This window comes from Bacillus sp. EB V-12 (genome assembly GCF_056158125.1).
This window is the reverse complement of the sequence record NZ_JBUXJL010000001.1, coordinates 729,964-746,853: the sequence shown is the minus strand read 5'-3', so window position 1 is coordinate 746,853 and position 16,890 is coordinate 729,964. Positions and strand designations below refer to the sequence as shown.

The following is a 16,890-nucleotide window of genomic DNA, read 5'->3' as shown; positions in this document are numbered from 1 at the left end:
TTTTCTCTACACATAGAATTCCTTCTCTGGAGTATTCGTTTAAAGAGGAGGAATTTAAATTGAATTTTGTAATTGATAAAATAGAGGGTTTACAAGTAGAATTTTCAAATCTTGTTTCCATGATGAATTACGCTCGCTATACAACAATGCAAGCAGTGGAAGGTTTAACAATTGAAGAACTTGATTATTTATATGATAAGGACGCAAATTCAATTGGTATGTTATTGTACCATATGGCTGCTATTGAATTTTACTACCAAATTCATACCTTTGAAGACCGTGAACCGACGGAAGCTGAATTAGAACATTGGTTACCTGCTATTGAGTTAGGGAACCTTGGACGCGAGAAAATAAAAGGAAAATCTATAAAATTTTACATCAATACATTACAAGAAGTACGTTCCAAAACGATTGCAACATTTCAATCATTACCTGATGAATGGCTGTTTAAAACAACAGACTTTTGGTATGACAAACCAGCTAACAACTACTTTAAATGGTTTCACGTTTTTGAAGATGAAATCAATCATCGCGGACAAATTCGTTTAATTAAAAAAATGCAAAAAGCCCATTCAGTAAAATGAGAAAATGCCACCGAATAAGGTGGCATTTTCTTTTATTCATTAACGAATAACTTTTCGTTTAATTTTTTAGTGACTATCGCTACCAACATTAAAATGTAAATTAAATATAGTAATTTCGCAATAAACAACCATCCTTGAAACATTACAATTCCATCTATTATTTCATTTCCTTTTAATAACAAAAATGGGATCATACTAATTATAATGATAAACTCGATACTGAAAACCATGTTCTTTTTTCGACTATATGCTTTCCATTCATTCCAGCGATACATAGGAGCAAAAATCAATACGCCAATACATAATATAACTGGTACCCATCCACTGTTAAGAAATTGCCCTGAAATAACTGATAATAGTAAACAAACGAGCACACCATAATATCCTATTCTCTCTCTCATTCGTACTCCTCCATTCTACTTCTCCTCAAATTCCATTTTTAGGATTAATTGTATTGTAACATCCATTTATCGTCCTTACCATTACAGTACATGAAATTTTACTTTTTTCTTTTTCCTATACTCACATACTTTCACTGCTTTCATACAATAAACTACACGAATGCCTAAAGGATGTGAATGTTATGGGAGTTGAATTAACGCTATTACACGCTCTCTACATTATTTGTTTACTCACTATTATTACCTTTTTTATTCTCCGGAAAGATACGACGATTATTTGTATCGTTTTTATCTTTTTATTAGCATTAACTGCAACAAGTTCTATCCCTCTTGCCATTAGCGGGATTTTTCAAAGTTTCATTTACGCCATTACTGAGCTATTACCAACTATATTAATCATCTCCATTATTGTATCAATGAGCAATTTACTCGTTCATACTGGCATAAATGATACGATGATTTCACCATTTACAAAAATGATTCGTACACCTACACTCGCCTACTGGATTATCGGCCTTTTAATGATGACCATTTCTTTCTTCTTTTGGCCTTCTCCAGCTGTCGCCTTAATGGGAGCTATTTTATTGCCGGTTGCTGTACGTGTCGGTCTTCCTCCAATTGGGGTTGCAATTGCTATGAACTTATTCGGACACGGCATCGCCTTATCTGGCGACTTCGTTATTCAAGGTGCACCGAAATTAACTGCAGACGCGGCTGGTCTCCCTGTTTCCAGCGTCGTATCTGCAAGTGTTCCACTTGTTATCGTTATGGGCATTGTGACAACTTCCGTCGCTTTTTTCTTCTTACGAAAAGAGTTTCATACAGGCTTATCTATACAAGAATCTATTCCATTAACTGCGTCTTCTAAAACGCTCACTTCATTATCTCCTCGCACAAAGAAATGGCTCGCTATATGTATCCCTACCGTATATATCATTGATATCCTTTGCATGATTCAATTTAAACTACAAGGAAGCGACGCAACTGCACTTATCGGCGGAACGACTGTTATTATGATTATCATCATTTCACTCATCGCCTACAAAGGTAATGGACTAAATAAAACAACCGATTATTTTATAGAAGGGCTCCAATTTGGATTTAAAATCTTTGGTCCAGTTATTCCAATTGCTGCACTCTTTTATTTAGGAGATAGCGGCTTTGTGAAAATTATCGGAGACTATTTACCGAAAGGTTCACATGGAATCATTAACGACTTAGGGATTGCCTTATCTCAAACGGTCCCTTTAAACCAATACGTATCGGCGGGAACATTAACTATCGTTGGTGTCATAACAGGCTTAGATGGATCTGGTTTTTCCGGTATATCGCTTGCTGGTTCCATTGCAAACCTTTTCGGAACAGCTTTAGGTCATGGAACAGCTACATTAACAGCACTCGGACAAATTGCGGCTATATGGACCGGGGGCGGGACGTTAATTCCTTGGGCGCTTATTCCTGCTGCTGCAATTTGCAAGGTAGATCCATTTGAACTGGCACGCCGAAACTTTTTACCGGTTGTTATCGGTTTAATTGTCACCACTATCTTTGCGATGTTTATTTTATAACGTAAGCAAGTGTTCTCTTGCTTACGTTTTTTCTTGTAAAATTCATCATGAATTACTGGTTTTCAACAGGGATTCGTTATCCCTTAGCGAAATTATATTAGGAGAGTAATTTTTTCAAAACGTTTACGAGAAACAGATTACTGCAATTAGAAAAGGGGACATAACTATGAATGAATTGATTTTCGTCTTATTAATTTGTCCGTTACTTATCTTTATCGTTTCTGTTATTGGAACGCGCAAGTCGAAAACGTATTACGTAATGCCGATTGTAACGTTTGCTAGTTTTTTAATAATAGGTGTTATCGCCTTTACTCCAAAATTTTTCTTTTGGGTCGGCATGTATAGCATTTTCTCATTTATTGTTTCTTATGTGACTCTATTGTTTGTAAGAGGATATAAGCTTGCAGAAAGCACTAAGTAGTTAAGGAGATTGTAATATGATTTTCTTTGATATTGATGGAACTTTACTTGAATTTTTAACAATGATATAAAAAAACGACCGCGTTCCCCCGCAGTCGTTTTTTTCGTGTTACGCTGTGATCCAAGCTTCGTTAGCTGGATTTTTACGCCACTCTTGTAATTTTTTCGTTTCAGCTTGTCCAATCATACCTTTTTCTGCTGCTACTTCAGTTAATGCACTGTAATCGCTTAAAGAGTATGATACTACGTTAGCTGCTTCTAGTTTTTCTTTTCCTGCTTCAAGCTCGTATGTGAAGATTGATACGATTCCTAATACTTCACATCCAGCTTCGCGAAGTGCTTCTACACATGTAATTGCACTACCGCCAGTTGAAATTAAGTCTTCTACTACTACGACTTTTTGACCTTTTTCAGCTTTTCCTTCGATTTGGTTCCCTTTACCGTGACCTTTTGCTTTACTACGTACGTAGCACATTGGTAAATCCATACGATCGCTTACCCATGCAGCGTGCGCAATACCAGCAGTTGCTGTTCCTGCAATAATTTCTACAGTTGGGAAGTGCTCTTTAATTAACTCTTCTAATCCAGCTGCAATCGCTTGACGTACTTTTGGATAAGATAAAGTTAAACGGTTATCACAATAAATTGGTGATTTCATACCTGAAGACCAAGTGAATGGATCATTCGGTTGTAAAAATACTGCTCCAATTTCTAATAAATGCGATGCGATTTCTTTTTTCATACTGTTACACCTTCCCACTGTTGTTTTACTGTTTTATACGCTTCAAGCGGATTTTCTGCTTTTGTAATACTACGTCCAACTACGATGTAGCTTGAGCCAAGTTCCCTCGCACGTTTCGGTGTTGCTACGCGCACTTGGTCATTTACATCATCGCTTGCAAGACGAATCCCCGGTGTTACTGTTACAAATTCATTTCCGCATACTTCACGTAATTTTGGAACTTCAAGTGTTGAACAAACAACGCCATCAAGTCCACTTTCTTTCGTTAATTTTGCATAATGAGCAACCGCTTCTTCTAACGTTTTCTCAATGCCGATCTCTTTTTTCATCATAGCTTCCGAAGTGCTTGTTAGTTGTGTAACTGCAATACAAATCGGTCTCTCTTTTCCTTCTTGCTTACCTTCCTCTAATCCCTCAATCGCAGCTTTCATCATGCTGCTTCCCCCAGCAGCATGAACATTTACCATATCAACATCTAGACTAGCTAGGCTACGCATAGCGCTTTTTACTGTATTCGGAATATCATGAAGTTTTAAATCTAAGAAGATCTTATGTCCCTTTTCTTTTAAGTACGTAATAATCGCAGGGCCTTCTTTGTAAAATAACTCCATACCTACTTTGACAAATAACTCTTCCCCTTCAAAGTGGCGTAAGAATTGTTCTACTTCTTGTTTCCCTGGAAAATCTAGTGCAACGATTAACGACTGTGACATGTTTGCTTCCAGCTCCTTCCTTGACATTCCGAAATGTGATCAAATCCTAATTCATCTAATAATGCTGGTAACTCTTCAATAATTGTCGGACATACGAACGGATCGATAAAGTTCGCTGTACCTACTGCAACTGCGCTTGCGCCAGCATAGAAGAATTCAATTACATCTTCAGCTGTTTCAATACCACCCATTCCGATAATTGGAATGTTAACCGCTTGGCTTACTTCATGTACCATGCGAATTGCTACTGGCTTAATCGCAGGACCTGATAATCCGCCTGTACGGTTTGCTAAAATTGGTTTAGCTGTTTTTAAATCTAGACGCATACCAAGCAATGTATTAATCATCGTTAAACCATCTGCACCTGCATTTTCAATCGCTTTTGCAATTTCTACTATGTTTGCCACGTTCGGTGACAATTTCACGTATACAGGTACTTCAGAAACCTCTTTTACTCGCTTCGTTAAATCAGCAGCAATTTCAGGATTTGTACCAAAGGCGATACCACCTGTTTTTACGTTCGGACAAGAAATGTTTAATTCTAGTGCATGGACATTAGGCGCTTTAGAAATTTCCTTCGCAACCGCTACGTAATCCTCAGCTTGTGAGCCTGCAACGTTTGCAATAATTGGAAGGTCAAATTGTTCTAACCATGGTAATTCCGAATTCATTACTTTGTCTAATCCCGGGTTTTGAAGTCCGATTGCATTTAGCATGCCGCCTGGTGTTTCAGCAACACGAGGCGTTGGATTTCCATAACGTGGTTGTTCTGTCGTCGCTTTAATCATGATTGATCCTAGTACACTTAAATCGTAAAACTGTGCATATTCACGACCAAACCCAAAGCATCCAGATGCCGGTATAATTGGATTTTTTAATGATAATCCTGGTAATTCAACTTGCAATCTGTTCATAGTACAACCTCCCCGATTGGAAATACTGGTCCGTCGCTACACACCTTCTTGTAAGAATGTCCACTTGGATCTTCTTGTAAGTGGCATACACATGCGAAACAAGCTCCAATACCACAGCCCATACGTTCTTCTAATGAAATATAGGCTTTTTTCTCTTTGTAACGTCCTTCTAATGCACGAAGCATCGCTAGCGGACCACATGAATAAAGAATATCAAAGTCAATTCCGTAATTATCAATTACATCTGTGACAAATCCTTTTGTACCGTGTGTACCGTCTACTGTCGCAACGTACGTATCACCAAGTTCTGCAAATTTTTCTTCATAGAAAACTACATCTTTCGTTTGAAAGCCTAAGATGTGAATAACACGTACACCTTTTGCAACGAGGCGCTGTGATAATTCATAAAGTGGTGGTACACCAATTCCCCCACCTACTAGTAAAGCTGTTTGACCAGCTTCTGCTTCTTCTACAGGAAAACCGTGTCCTAATGGTCCTAGTACATCTACCATTTCACCTTGTTTTCTAGTTGCTAATGTTTTTGTCCCTTGTCCTTCGGCACGATATAGCATTGTAAATTCGTTCTTCTCTTGATCTACATTACAAATACTAATTGGGCGGCGCAGAAGGGGCGCAATGCCCTCTGCTACCTTAATGTGTACAAACTGCCCTGGTTCGTTCATTTGCTGTACTAACGTTCCTTGAAGCACTAATTCGTAAATATTTTTTGCGATTTCTTTTTGGTTAACGACGATCATATTTTGCTTTTGCATCATGCATGTACCACCTCGTGACGCTTTGTTTGCGTAATTTCTTTCATTGAATGAGCTGAGAATGTCATAGATTCTAATACTCGTAAGATTGCTCTTGTTGTATCAAGTGATGTTAAGCAAGCCACACCATTTTCTACTGATTCACGGCGAATGCGGAAACCATCACGCGCTGGTTGTTTACCTTTTGTTAATGTGTTAATTACAAACTGTGCTTTTCCTTGACGGATAATATCTAGTAAGTTGTAGTCTTCAGAATCAATTTTGTTTACAACTTGTACTGGGATATTTTGCTCTTCTAATGATTGTGCTGTTCCAGCTGTTGCTAATAAGTTATAGCCGATTTCGTGGAAACGTTTTGCAATTTCCATCGCCTCTTCTTTATCTTTATCCGCTACAGTAATGATTACTGAGCCGTGCGTTGGGATGTTAATTCCAGAAGCAACTAATCCTTTATACAATGCTTTTTCAAGCGTTAAGTCTTTACCCATTACTTCCCCTGTTGATTTCATTTCAGGTCCTAATGTTGTATCAACTGAGCGTAGTTTCGCGAATGAGAATACCGGAGCTTTTACATATACTTCTTTCTCTTCTGGGTGATAGCCAGTTCCGTATCCTTGCTCTACTAGGTCTTGCCCTAAAATAACTTTCGTTGCAACATTCGCCATCGGTACGCCTGTAATTTTACTTAAGAACGGTACTGTACGGCTTGCACGTGGATTTACTTCAATTACGTACACTTGATCTTTGAATACTACAAACTGGATATTTAGTAATCCAACAATGTTTAATCCTTTTCCAAGTGCAATTGTATGTTCAATGATTTGTTCTTTTAGTTTTTCAGATAAACTTTGTGGTGGATATACTCCAATTGAGTCACCAGAGTGAACTCCAGCGCGTTCAATATGTTCCATAATACCTGGAATGAATACATTCTCACCATCGGAAATTGCATCTACTTCAATTTCTTTACCAACCATGTAACGGTCGATTAATACTGGGTGATCTGCATGAACTTTAACTGCATTTTTCATGTAGTGCAGTAGTTCTTCTTGGCGATATACGATTTCCATCGCACGTCCACCTAGTACGTAAGATGGTCTTACTAATACTGGGTAACCAATTTCTTCTGCGATTGCTACCGCTTGTTCTACAGTCGTTGCTGTTTTACCAACTGGTTGCGGGATGCCAAGTTTTGTTAAAGCAGCTTCGAATTTATCACGATCTTCTGCACGGTCTAAGTCTTCAAGTGATGTTCCTAAAATTTTCACACCATGTTCTTCTAGTTTCGCTGCTAAGTTAATTGCCGTTTGTCCACCGAACTGAACGATAACACCTTCTGGTTTTTCTAAATCGATAATATGCATTACATCTTCAATCGTTAATGGTTCAAAGTATAATTTGTCAGAAATACTGAAGTCTGTTGAAACTGTTTCTGGGTTGTTGTTAATGATAATTGCTTCATATCCAGCTTCTTTAATTGCCCATACTGAGTGAACTGTTGCGTAATCAAACTCAACACCTTGACCAATACGGATCGGACCAGATCCTAGAACTACTACACTCTTACGATCTGTTACAATCGATTCATTTTCGTCCGCATATGTGCTGTAGTAATATGGCGTTGCAGATTCAAACTCTGCCGCACAAGTATCTACCATTTTGAATACTGGCATCATATTATTTTCTTTACGCATATCGTAAATTTCGCGCTCCGTTTTGTTCCAAGCTGCTGCAATGTAGTGATCGCTGAAGCCCATTTCTTTTGCAGTTTGTAGTACTTCCATATTTCCTACATTCGCTTTTACTTCACGTTCCATATTTACGATGTTTTCAACTTTTTGTAAGAAGAAGAAGTCCATTTCACACCATTCATTGATTTCTTCTTTCGTTACACCTTGGCGAATTGCTTCTGCTACAATAAACAGTCGTTCATCATCCGCTTTAATGATACGTTTTTTCATCGTTTCTTTATCAAGTTCTTTTAAGTGGTCTAATTCTAAGTGATAAATGCCAAGCTCTAAAGAACGAACTGCTTTTAGTAATGATTCTTCTAAGTTACGTCCGATTGACATAACTTCACCAGTTGCTTTCATTTGTGTTCCAAGCGTTCTGTTCGCTGATTCAAACTTATCAAACGGCCAACGTGGAATTTTTGAAACAACATAGTCTAACGCTGGCTCGAAGCAAGCGTAAGTTTTTTGTGTTACTGGGTTTACGATTTCATCTAACGTTAAGCCGACTGCAATTTTTGCTGCTAATTTCGCAATTGGATATCCAGTTGCTTTAGATGCTAGTGCAGATGAACGACTTACACGTGGATTTACTTCGATTACATAGTATTGGAAGCTATATGGATCTAGTGCAAGCTGAACGTTACATCCACCTTCAATTCCTAGTGCACGAATAATTCGTAATGACGTGTTACGTAACATTTGGTATTCACGGTCGCTTAGCGTTTGGCTCGGTGCTACAACGATTGAATCACCTGTATGAACACCAACTGGATCGATGTTTTCCATGTTACACACTACAATTGCGTTATCATTTGAATCACGCATTACTTCGTATTCAATTTCTTTACAGCCAGCAATACTTTTCTCCAATAAACATTGTGTTACTGGGCTATGTTTTAAACCACTTGTTACGATTTCAATTAGCTCTTCTTCGTTATGACAAATTCCGCCGCCCGTTCCTCCTAATGTGAACGCTGGTCGAACGATTACTGGGTAACCAATTTCGTTTACAAATCCATATGCTTCATCAAGGTTATGAATAATTTCACTTGGTGGTGTTGGTTCATTTAAATCTTGCATTAATGTACGGAATAAATCACGATCTTCCGCTTGCTCGATTGCTGATAATTTTGTTCCTAAAATTTCAACTCCGCACTCGTCAAGTACGCCTGATTTTGCAAGTTCAACAGCCATGTTTAAACCTGTTTGACCACCTAATGTTGGTAGGATTGCATCAGGACGTTCTTTACGAATAATACGGCTTACGAATTCTAATGTTAATGGCTCGATGTATACTTTATCAGCTGTTGCAGTATCCGTCATAATTGTTGCTGGGTTAGAGTTAACAAGGATTACTTTGTAACCTTCCTCTTTAAGAGATTGACAAGCTTGTGTACCAGAGTAGTCAAACTCCGCTGCTTGCCCAATTACAATTGGTCCTGATCCGATTACTAAAATTGTGTTAATGTCTAGGCGTTTTGGCATAACTCTTCCCCTTCTTTCTTGAAGTTTTCAATCATTGTTAAGAAATCTTCGAATAAATCATTTGCATCTTCTGGTCCCGCTGAAGCTTCTGGATGGTATTGTACTGTAAATGCCGGGAACTTCTTATGACGAAGACCTTCTACCGTTCCATCGTTTAAAGCAACATGTGTAATTTCAAGATCTGTATTTTCAACTGATTCTTCTTCTACTGCGTATCCGTGGTTTTGAGATGTAATTGCTACTTTTCCAGTTGCAAGATTTTTTACTGGATGGTTTAAACCACGGTGACCAAATTTCAACTTACTTGTATTTGCACCTGATGCTAGAGCGAACAATTGATGTCCTAGGCAAATTCCGAATAAAGGAACTTTACCGATAATGTCTTTTAACATTTCAATTGCTTCTGGTACATCTTTCGGATCTCCAGGTCCATTACTTAACATAATTCCATCTGGGCTAAGGCGTAAAATTTCTTCCGCTGTTGTGTTGTAAGGAACTACAATTACATCACAGTCACGCTTATTTAATTCTCGTAAAATACCATGTTTCATACCGAAGTCTACTAGTACAACTCGGTGACCACGACCTGGGCTTGGGTATGGATCTTTCGTTGATACGCGTTTTACATGATCTGTAAATACTGTCGCTTTTAATTGGCTTACAATGTACTCTACATCTGCATCCATGTTACAAAGGCGTCCACGTAATGTACCGTATTGACGAATTTTTCTCGTTAATTTTCTCGTATCAATCCCTGCTAATCCTGGGATATTTCTTTCTTTCAAGTAATCATTTAACGAAATTTCATTACGGAAGTTTGATGGGTGATCACAAATTTCGTTTACGATTAAACCATTTACAGATGGGTGAATGGATTCAAAATCGTCACGGTTAATGCCGTAGTTTCCGATTAATGGGTACGTGAATGTTACGATTTGACCGCAATATGATGGATCAGATAATGTTTCTTGATATCCAGTCATTCCTGTTGTAAATACAACCTCACCTGACTTTTCGATTTCGCCTCCGAAACCTGTTCCAATTAATACTGTTCCATCTTCTAAGATAAGTTGTCTTTTCATACTAATGCACTCTCCTTTTGCCATGCGATCTTACCACCAACGATTGTCATTACCGGCCATCCTTGGCATTTCCAACCTGCGAATGGTGTATTTTTTCCTTTTGATAAGAATGTTGTTGGGTCAATCTCTTCTTCTTGTTCTAAATCAATGATTGTAATATCAGCTGCTCTACCTTCTTTTAGGCGACCTGCTTCTAAGCCGAATGTATCAGCTGGCTTTTCTGTTAAGAATTGAATTAACTGTTCTAGCGTAATAACTCCCTTTTTCACAAGGTTTGTGTATAGAAGCGGGAATGCTGTTTCAAAACCAGTAATTCCAAACGGTGCTCTTTCAATTCCTTGTGCTTTCTCTTCCGCTGTATGCGGTGCATGGTCAGTTGCGATCATATCGATCGTTCCATCTAATAAACCTTCAATTAATGCTGCATGGTCTTCTTTTCCACGAAGCGGTGGGTTCATTTTAAAGTTAGGATCAGCTGATGGGATATCATCTTCACATAACACTAGGTGATGCGGTGTTACTTCTGCTGTTACTTTAATTCCAGCGCGTTTCGCATCACGGATTACACGTACAGAACCTTTCGTACTTACATGACATACGTGATAGTGGCAATCTGCTGCTTCAGCAAGCAGTATATCCCTTGCAATATGTACAGATTCACATACTGATGGGATACCGTTTAATCCGTGTTTCTCAGAAAACTTCCCTTCATGTACACAACCTTTATTAATAAGCGTATTCTCTTCACAGTGCGCAACTACTGCCATATCTAATTTTGCTGCACGTTTCATAGCCGCTAACATCATGCTCGCATCTTGTACGCCTACGCCGTCATCTGTGAAAGCAAATGCTCCAAGTTCTTTTAATGTTTCGAAATCTGTCATTTCAGAACCAGCTTGACGTACTGTAATTGCTCCGTATGGTAGTACGTTAACATGAGCTTTTTCTTCAATACGTTTTTGCAAGTCTTCCATATGTTCTCTGCAATCTGGTACCGGGCGTGTATTTGGCATTGCGCAAATTGTAGTGAATCCACCTTTTGCCGCTGCTAGTGTACCTGTTTCAATTGTTTCTTTATGTTCACCACCTGGTTCACGAAGATGTACGTGTACATCTACTAATCCAGGTGCGATTAACTTTCCGTTCACATCGATTACTTCAGCATTATCTGCCGTAATATTTTCTGCTACCTTAGCGATTTTACCGTCTTGTACGAGAAGATCCGTTGCTACGATTTTTCCTTCTTCATTCATATAACGACCATTTTTAAACAAATAATTCATGTTTCATTCCTCCTAATACATTTGGTAAGGCGCGTTTTAGTACAGCCATTCTTACGTAAACTCCATTTTCCATTTGTTTAAATATACGTGAACGCTCACACTCAACAAGTTCACTTGCAATTTCAACATCACGGTTTACAGGAGCTGGATGCATAATAATGCTTCCTTCTTTCATACGCTTTTCTCTTTCTACTGTTAATCCGTGTTTCTCATGATATTCTTTCATAATGTCTGTTTCATAATGATCATGACGCTCATGTTGTACACGGAGTAACATCATTACATCAACTTCTGGAACAAGTTCATCTAATGGTTTGTATGTTCCAAATGTGTTGTCTTCATCTTGCCACTCTTCTGGACTTGCAAAGTAAATTGTTGCACCAAGCTTCGTTAATGCTTCTGCATTAGAACGTGCTACTCGGCTATGACGAACATCTCCTACTATTGCAATCTTCAAACCTTCAAATCTTCCAAACTCTTGTTTAATTGTAAGAAGGTCCAGTAGGCACTGTGTTGGGTGGTTTCCGCATCCATCTCCAGCATTTAAGATTGGAATATTCACCTGATCTTTTAGTTCATCGAAGTAGCGATCTTGCTCGTGGCGGATGACCACTGCTTTTGTTCCGATTGATTCTAGTGTTCTTATCGTATCGTATAGAGTTTCTCCTTTTTGTACGCTAGATGCATCAGCTGAAAAGTTTAAAACATCAAGTCCTAATCTCTTCTCAGCAACTTCAAAGCTAAATCTCGTTCTCGTACTATTCTCAAAGAACAAGTTCGCAACAAAAGTTTGCTCTGTCGTTTTGCTCTCTTTTCCATTCGCAAAATCTTCTGCATTTTTTAGGATTTCTGAAATTTCTACTTCCGATAATTCACTCATCGTTAACAAATGGCTCATCGTCATCCCTCATCTTTCTGATTTTTATGTTACCACTTTTGAATTTTTATAACAACCTTTGCATAAAAATACCCTAATCGTGTGAGACTAGGGTGCAAGAAAGAAGCCACCCTTTCCGGTCTCACAGGACTGAATTAAAAGGTTATTATTATGAAGCAATCTGCTTAGATTGTTTTATTTGTTTCGTTTCCGGTAGTAGTAGATTTAACAGTACACCTACAATTGCTGCTAGTGCCATTCCTTCTACTTGGAATGATTCTCCTACATGAAGTACCGCTCCACCAATACCGATTACTAATATTACTGATGCAATCATTAAGTTTCGTTTGTCACTTAAATCTGTTTTATCATCTACCATCATGCGTAATCCGCTTGATGCGATTACACCGAATAGTAAGATTGATACACCACCCATAACTGGTGTTGGGATCGAATGAATCAGTGCAGAAATCTTACCGATAAATCCGAACATGATTGCGAATACTGCTGAACCGATGAATAAGTATACACTGTATGCTCTCGTAATTGCTAGCACACCGATGTTTTCACCATACGTTGTATTCGGTGGCCCACCGATTAGTGACGCGATTAATGTTGCTACTCCGTCACCGAAGATTGAACGGTGTAAACCTGGTTTTTCAATTAAATCTCTTTTAATAACATTTCCAAGAACAATTTGATGTCCGATATGTTCTGATATTGTTACTAGTGCAACTGGTACCATCAAGAGTACAATCTTCCATGAAAACTCTGGTGTGTATGTTACAAATGGTACTGTGAAATCTGGTACAACAAACCATTTTGCCTCAGCTACCGGCTTTAAGTCTACTAGCCCTTGGAAGTAAGCGAAGATATATCCGCCGATAATGCCAAGTAACACTGGTATGATACTGAAAAATCCTCTTCCAAATATCGAGCATATAATTGTAATTGCTAATGTTACTAACGCTACTGAAAAGTGTGTAAAGCTATATTTGCCATCCGCACCGTTCATCGCCATGTTAACTGCTGTATGTGCTAAAGCTAGACCGATTACCATTACTACTGGACCAACTACGATTGGTGGTAGTAATTTCATAATCCACTCTGATCCTGATTTCTTAATTCCGAGTGAGATTAAGATGTACACAAGTCCTGCTAGCAAACCACCAAGCATTGCCGCTCCCGGTCCACCTGCCGTTTTCGCTGTTATAATCGGTGCGATAAAGGCGAATGATGATCCTAGATAAGCAGGTACTTGACCTTTCGTTATAAGAAGAAACGCTAACGTTCCTAATCCACTTGATATTAATGCTACTGATGGATTCAATCCTGTTAAAAACGGAACAAGCACTGTTGATCCAAACATCGCGAACAAATGTTGTATACTTAAAAATAACCATTTTCCCGGTTTCGGTACTTCATTAACGTCTAACACTGGCTTTTGTTCCATTGTTACATCCTCCTTCAGTTTAAATCTTTGCAATAAAAAAACTCTTTGTGCCTGTGCACAAAGAGTCCTACACTTTCGTATGCCAAATTTGACATATGAAAGCCAAGACCCTTTGGCAGCCTCACAGGACTACATTTAAAAGGGCTTTACTTATCGTATATGCTTACTCGATCTTGTTGATCTGTCTCTTGCAAATCAACTTCGATACGCTCTTCACTTGATGTTGGAATATTCTTCCCTACATAATCAGCGCGAATTGGTAATTCGCGATGACCTCTATCAACAAGAACCGCCAATTGGATTTGAGATGGTCTACCTAAATCCATAAGAGCATCCATTGCTGCTCGAACTGTTCTTCCTGTATATAATACGTCATCCACAAGGATAACTTTTTTCTTCGTAATATCTACAGGGATATCAGAACCTTTTACAAGTGGTTCTTTATTTTTCGATTGTAGTGTTAAATCATCACGATATAACGTAATGTCTAACTCTCCAACTTCCATTTCTTTTCCTTCAATTTGACCAATTCGTTCTGCCAAACGTTGTGCAATAAAAATTCCACGAGTTTTAATTCCGACAAGAACACAATTATCGACACCTTTATTTCGTTCCACGATTTCATGACTAATTCGTGTTAAAGCGCGGCGAATCATTTGGTCATCTAAAACGACAGCTTTCTCTTGCATGCTCTACACCTCCAAGCTTTTTTCTTGCGTGAGAGTAATGGTATAAAAAAAGTCCTCTCAGCGTGTGCGAGAGGACTTTTGAAAAAAGGGTACAACATACCCTAAGTATTTCAAACCGTTACCTTCTCAACCTCACGGGGCTGTGTTAAAGGATCATTATTTAACTGTTGTCAGTATCTCAGTTTTCTTATGATTTGTCAATACTATTTTCGTAAAATATTTAATGCGTCTTCAAACACTTCTGGAATCGGTGCCTCAAACTGAATATATTCACCAGTACGAGGATGATCAAAGCCTAAAATACCCGCATGAAGTGCTTGTCCATTCATATCTAACGTTTTCTTCGGACCATACTTCGGATCTCCTGCAAGTGGATAGCCAATATATTTCATATGAACACGAATTTGGTGCGTACGTCCCGTTTCTAAGCGACATTCTACAAGTGTAAAGTCTTTAAAGCGTTCTAACACTTGGAAATGCGTAACAGCGTTCTTACCATTTTCATCAACTGTCATACTTTGACGCTCTTTCTTATCACGAGCAATCGGAGCATCAATCGTTCCCTTATCATGCGGAATCACACCGTGTACAATCGCTTTGTAACGTCTCGTTACTGTTTTTGCTACAAGCTGATTTACAAGCGATTCATGTGCCATATCATTTTTAGCAACCATTAATAGTCCAGATGTATCTTTATCGATACGATGCACGATACCTGGACGCATTACACCGTTAATGCCTGATAAGTCTGTACAATGGTGCATAAGGCCATTTACAAGTGTACCACTTGTATGCCCTGGTGCTGGATGTACAACCATACCACGTGGCTTATTTACAACAAGCACATCTGCATCTTCATAATAAATTTCTAAATTTAAATCCTCTGGTTGAATATCTAACTCTTCTGGTTCAGGAATTGTTACTGTAATTTCATCTTCTTCTTTTACTTTATAATTCCCTTTTACCGCTTTCCCGTTTACTGTCACAACTTCATCTTTAATCCATTGCTGCACTTGCGTACGTGACCATTCGTTATTTATCCCTGTAACGAATTTATCAATTCGCTCGTTTTTTTGCTCTGCTGCAACTGTTACTTGTACTACTTCACTCATTCAATTACTCCTTCGCTTTCTTGCCTTCTAATAATGTTTGAATAATAATTAATACAACACCAATACATAATGCTGAATCAGCTATATTGAATACTGGATAGTTGTACGAGAAAATATACACGTGAATGAAATCCACTACTTCTTGTCTAAATACACGATCAATAAAGTTACCAATTGCCCCGCCCAAAATTAGGCCTAACGAAATACCTAGAAGCTTGTCTGTTTTCGCATACTTTTTCATATAAAATACAATAAACACTACAAAAACAACTGTAATAATGTAGAAGAACCACATTTTATTTTCTAAAATACCCCAAGCAGCGCCTCTATTTCGATGTGATGTTATGTATAATACATTGTCGATAATCGGAATACTCGTACCCAATTCCATGTTCTTTACAATTAACCACTTCGATATTTGATCGATAGCAATGACGAATAACGCTATTACATAATATATCATTTTCATTTCCCCCACAAAGACAGTGTACCTCAAAATTTTAGCATAGCTGCTACCTTTTCACAATGAACCTTTATAGAAGAATAAAATAAATTAAAAAAAGGTAATATAATATCGTTGTGCGTATTCATACATTTACCTTTTCATAAAAGAATTCATGAATCGTACGGGCAGTCGGCATTGTCTTCATTTGCTTTGTCGAAATTAATCTCCCCGTCTCTTCACAAATACCATACATGTCTATTTCCATTTTAAATAATGCGCGTTCTACATCCTTTAAATCCTCTTTTATATCATGTAATAGCAATTTTTTCTTTATCTCTTCCTTAATTTCATATCCAAGCTCTTGGCTGAACTCGACATCATATTTGTGCATTACTTCTTTAGCTAGTCTCTCTTGCAACTCTTTTCTCATCAATTGCAATTCTTCTTTTATTTCCATGTAAATTTCATTCACGTGTACATTCCTCCTAGCTGTAATGTACAGTTAGTGTGTCCGAAATTTATTTGCTTACCTCACACACATTTTTCCTTCACAGGAAAGAGTCTGAAAGTGATTTTGATATGCCATCAACAAAAAAACTGACTGCATCAATAGCAG

The 16,890-nt window shown here is 38.1% G+C and carries 17 protein-coding genes; 3 read left to right on the top strand and 14 right to left on the bottom strand.

What is annotated here, in order from left to right:
• Positions 1–59 precede the first annotated feature (59 nt).
• The gene (locus ACZDYH_RS04025; RefSeq protein WP_001012051.1) at positions 60–584 is read left to right on the top strand and encodes a DinB family protein; all 525 of its coding nucleotides are present in this window, start codon (positions 60–62) and stop codon (positions 582–584) included.
• A 32-nt stretch (positions 585–616) separates the two neighbouring features.
• On the opposite strand, the gene ACZDYH_RS04020 is transcribed toward ACZDYH_RS04025, so the two are convergent.
• Entirely contained in the window at positions 617–985 is a 369-nt protein-coding gene (locus ACZDYH_RS04020) for a YoqO family protein (protein WP_139848852.1), read from the bottom strand.
• A gap of 182 nt (positions 986–1,167) precedes the next feature.
• On the opposite strand from ACZDYH_RS04020, the gene ACZDYH_RS04015 reads away from it, so the two are divergent.
• Positions 1,168–2,553 (top strand): hypothetical protein, encoded by a 1,386-nt coding sequence (locus ACZDYH_RS04015; RefSeq protein WP_006928318.1) that lies wholly within the window; start codon positions 1,168–1,170, stop codon positions 2,551–2,553.
• A 166-nt stretch (positions 2,554–2,719) separates the two neighbouring features.
• A complete protein-coding gene (locus ACZDYH_RS04010) occupies positions 2,720–2,974 on the top strand; it encodes a YbeF family protein (RefSeq protein ID WP_006928316.1) in 255 nt (84 codons plus the stop codon).
• 108 nt (positions 2,975–3,082) lie between these two features.
• On the opposite strand, the gene pyrE is transcribed toward ACZDYH_RS04010, so the two are convergent.
• The 13 genes from pyrE to ACZDYH_RS03945 all read right to left on the bottom strand — a co-directional run bounded on the left by pyrE (position 3,083) and on the right by ACZDYH_RS03945 (position 16,746).
• Complete coding sequence (pyrE, locus tag ACZDYH_RS04005) at positions 3,083–3,715, bottom strand: orotate phosphoribosyltransferase (protein ID WP_000711443.1); 633 nt, start codon at positions 3,713–3,715, stop codon at positions 3,083–3,085.
• Positions 3,712–4,428, bottom strand: a complete 717-nt coding sequence (gene pyrF, locus ACZDYH_RS04000; RefSeq protein WP_006928308.1) for an orotidine-5'-phosphate decarboxylase — start codon at positions 4,426–4,428, stop codon at positions 3,712–3,714. The genes pyrE and pyrF overlap by 4 nt, the downstream gene beginning before the upstream one ends.
• Positions 4,413–5,342 (bottom strand): dihydroorotate oxidase B catalytic subunit, encoded by a 930-nt coding sequence (gene pyrD, locus ACZDYH_RS03995; RefSeq protein WP_001081049.1) that lies wholly within the window; start codon positions 5,340–5,342, stop codon positions 4,413–4,415. Before pyrD ends, pyrF begins: the two co-directional genes overlap by 16 nt.
• Positions 5,339–6,118 (bottom strand): dihydroorotate oxidase B electron transfer subunit, encoded by a 780-nt coding sequence (gene pyrK, locus ACZDYH_RS03990; protein WP_000983359.1) that lies wholly within the window; start codon positions 6,116–6,118, stop codon positions 5,339–5,341. The genes pyrD and pyrK overlap by 4 nt, the downstream gene beginning before the upstream one ends.
• Positions 6,115–9,333 (bottom strand): carbamoyl-phosphate synthase large subunit, encoded by a 3,219-nt coding sequence (gene carB / locus ACZDYH_RS03985; protein WP_001126101.1) that lies wholly within the window; start codon positions 9,331–9,333, stop codon positions 6,115–6,117. The genes pyrK and carB overlap by 4 nt, the downstream gene beginning before the upstream one ends.
• Positions 9,318–10,415 carry a carbamoyl phosphate synthase small subunit gene (locus ACZDYH_RS03980; RefSeq protein ID WP_000828680.1) on the bottom strand — a complete coding sequence of 366 codons (1,098 nt, stop codon included), beginning with the start codon at positions 10,413–10,415 and terminating at the stop codon, positions 9,318–9,320. Before ACZDYH_RS03980 ends, carB begins: the two co-directional genes overlap by 16 nt.
• Positions 10,412–11,698, bottom strand: coding sequence for a dihydroorotase (gene pyrC, locus ACZDYH_RS03975; RefSeq protein WP_001108367.1), 1,287 nt, complete (start codon positions 11,696–11,698; stop codon positions 10,412–10,414). The genes ACZDYH_RS03980 and pyrC overlap by 4 nt, the downstream gene beginning before the upstream one ends.
• Positions 11,682–12,596: an aspartate carbamoyltransferase gene (gene pyrB, locus ACZDYH_RS03970; RefSeq protein WP_166694728.1), complete on the bottom strand. Its 915-nt coding sequence runs from the start codon at positions 12,594–12,596 to the stop codon at positions 11,682–11,684. The genes pyrC and pyrB overlap by 17 nt, the downstream gene beginning before the upstream one ends.
• Before the next feature lie 148 nt (positions 12,597–12,744).
• The gene (gene uraA, locus ACZDYH_RS03965) at positions 12,745–14,028 is read right to left on the bottom strand and encodes a uracil permease (RefSeq protein WP_000435928.1); all 1,284 of its coding nucleotides are present in this window, start codon (positions 14,026–14,028) and stop codon (positions 12,745–12,747) included.
• Positions 14,029–14,174: 146 nt separating this feature from the next.
• Positions 14,175–14,717 (bottom strand): bifunctional pyrimidine operon transcriptional regulator/uracil phosphoribosyltransferase, encoded by a 543-nt coding sequence (gene pyrR, locus ACZDYH_RS03960; protein ID WP_001156491.1) that lies wholly within the window; start codon positions 14,715–14,717, stop codon positions 14,175–14,177.
• A 203-nt stretch (positions 14,718–14,920) separates the two neighbouring features.
• The gene (locus ACZDYH_RS03955) at positions 14,921–15,829 is read right to left on the bottom strand and encodes an RluA family pseudouridine synthase (protein ID WP_000005833.1); all 909 of its coding nucleotides are present in this window, start codon (positions 15,827–15,829) and stop codon (positions 14,921–14,923) included.
• A 4-nt stretch (positions 15,830–15,833) separates the two neighbouring features.
• Positions 15,834–16,292, bottom strand: coding sequence for a lipoprotein signal peptidase LspA (gene lspA, locus ACZDYH_RS03950; protein WP_000642180.1), 459 nt, complete (start codon positions 16,290–16,292; stop codon positions 15,834–15,836).
• A 124-nt stretch (positions 16,293–16,416) separates the two neighbouring features.
• A complete protein-coding gene (locus ACZDYH_RS03945) occupies positions 16,417–16,746 on the bottom strand; it encodes a TraR/DksA C4-type zinc finger protein (RefSeq protein WP_001002956.1) in 330 nt (109 codons plus the stop codon).
• Positions 16,747–16,890: the final 144 nt, after the last annotated feature.

Bases quoted from the DNA above. Each gene is read 5' to 3' on its own strand.
- pyrB (WP_166694728.1), bottom strand. From the start codon at position 12,596: ATGAGCCATTTGTTAACGATGAGTGAATTATCGGAAGTAGAAATTTCA.
- pyrD (WP_001081049.1), bottom strand. From the start codon at position 5,342: ATGAACAGATTGCAAGTTGAATTACCAGGATTATCATTAAAAAATCCA.
- ACZDYH_RS04010 (WP_006928316.1), top strand. From the start codon at position 2,720: ATGAATGAATTGATTTTCGTCTTATTAATTTGTCCGTTACTTATCTTT.
- ACZDYH_RS03955 (WP_000005833.1), bottom strand. From the start codon at position 15,829: ATGAGTGAAGTAGTACAAGTAACAGTTGCAGCAGAGCAAAAAAACGAG.
- pyrK (WP_000983359.1), bottom strand. From the start codon at position 6,118: ATGATGCAAAAGCAAAATATGATCGTCGTTAACCAAAAAGAAATCGCA.
- ACZDYH_RS04020 (WP_139848852.1), bottom strand. From the start codon at position 985: ATGAGAGAGAGAATAGGATATTATGGTGTGCTCGTTTGTTTACTATTA.
- ACZDYH_RS04015 (WP_006928318.1), top strand. From the start codon at position 1,168: ATGGGAGTTGAATTAACGCTATTACACGCTCTCTACATTATTTGTTTA.
- pyrC (WP_001108367.1), bottom strand. From the start codon at position 11,698: ATGAATTATTTGTTTAAAAATGGTCGTTATATGAATGAAGAAGGAAAA.
- pyrE (WP_000711443.1), bottom strand. From the start codon at position 3,715: ATGAAAAAAGAAATCGCATCGCATTTATTAGAAATTGGAGCAGTATTT.
- pyrF (WP_006928308.1), bottom strand. From the start codon at position 4,428: ATGTCACAGTCGTTAATCGTTGCACTAGATTTTCCAGGGAAACAAGAA.
- pyrR (WP_001156491.1), bottom strand. From the start codon at position 14,717: ATGCAAGAGAAAGCTGTCGTTTTAGATGACCAAATGATTCGCCGCGCT.
- carB (WP_001126101.1), bottom strand. From the start codon at position 9,333: ATGCCAAAACGCCTAGACATTAACACAATTTTAGTAATCGGATCAGGA.
- ACZDYH_RS03980 (WP_000828680.1), bottom strand. From the start codon at position 10,415: ATGAAAAGACAACTTATCTTAGAAGATGGAACAGTATTAATTGGAACA.
- lspA (WP_000642180.1), bottom strand. From the start codon at position 16,292: ATGATATATTATGTAATAGCGTTATTCGTCATTGCTATCGATCAAATA.
- uraA (WP_000435928.1), bottom strand. From the start codon at position 14,028: ATGGAACAAAAGCCAGTGTTAGACGTTAATGAAGTACCGAAACCGGGA.